This window comes from Mesotoga sp. HF07.pep.5.2.highcov, from assembly GCF_003666285.1.
In the GTDB taxonomy this organism is placed as follows: domain Bacteria; phylum Thermotogota; class Thermotogae; order Petrotogales; family Kosmotogaceae; genus Mesotoga; species Mesotoga prima.
The window spans coordinates 1-1,170 of sequence record NZ_JFHJ01000039.1 but is presented as its reverse complement, the minus strand read 5'-3'; the positions used below and the strand labels follow the sequence as shown (position 1 = coordinate 1,170).

Sequence of the window (1,170 nt, the reverse complement as noted above, 5' to 3'; positions counted from 1 at the left end):
ATCAGTTCCGCCTCGGTAGATGTCTTGATTAAGATTATCTGCTTACCTTCTCTCCATTCGTTCACTATTACAGGCAGTTCCGAAGACGAGAACTCCGGCAGATATTCTTCGATATAAAATGGCATTTTGTCGGGATAATCGAGTGAGTAGAGGACTACGACGAGTTCCGTCTCCAGAAATCTTTCGTATTGTGAATTGCCAAGACTCAGAAAGCCCTTTCTTGAAAATCCTTTTATGAATCTCTCTTCGAATACTCCCACAGAGTTGCTTGTTCCATAAACTAGAACTGAGTCCTTCATTATTTCGACATCAGGGACATTTTCATCGTTTAGCGGGCCGTCCAAAAAGTCCTCGGGCAGTTCTCTGATTATTTTCATCAATTCTTCTGTTGTATCTGTCATTATAAGGACAATTCTCCTGCCGTCCCTGATTTCGTTCAGGATCACGGGCGTTTCCGAAGACGAGAACTCCGGTATAATGCCCAACATGTAGTCGGGCATCGTGGCGGGCTGATCAAGAGAGTGAAGGACTACTATCCTCTGAGTACTCATAACTTCGTCTTTATCGGCGAAGTATAGATCGAGAAGCCTCTTGTTAGAAAGATGCGCCGTGAATTTATCGTCGAACAGTCCAACCGGACTCCGCTTCCCAAAAATCAGAGCCGAGCTTCCAATGACGGTTGAGTGGCCGGTGAAGACTCCGGATGACTTCGTCTCCCCTGTCGTGAGGTCTATGTAGTCGTATCCCGGGTTGTTATAGACTGAAGGATCAAAGATCCAGAAGAGATCCATCATCATCTGCCAGTTCTCTCTCTCGTTTATTGCCCCGGAATCCCATACCTCAATGGATTTCGCAAACACATAGTACCCGTCGGGGAGCGAGAAGTTGTTTCTGTCATAGTTAAGGTAAAGCCTGCCAGAAGTCGAGTCTACAAGATACCATTTTCCTTCTATAAAGACTTCGACAAGAATGTGACCTACTATCATGCCGCTGTTTGAGCTCTTTCTTGCCTCGATCCAGTCAATCCGTGCAGTCTGGATGAAAACGGAAGGAATCCCCTTTGCTCTTGCAAGCGAGACGAAGGCTAGTCCATAGTCTGTGCAGCCCGTCACCCCTCCTGACGTTATGATCTCGTGTGATGTTCTACCAAACTTTTCTCCCTCAACCCCC

General features: G+C 46.5%; 1 protein-coding gene. It reads right to left on the bottom strand.

Features of this window, described 5'->3' with window-relative positions; genetic code table 11:
- The coding region (locus BG32_RS00810) for a transglutaminase domain-containing protein (RefSeq protein ID WP_183084252.1) at nucleotides 1–1,112 on the bottom strand (1,112 nt) is incomplete at its 3' end.
- Nucleotides 1,113–1,170 lie beyond the last annotated feature (58 nt).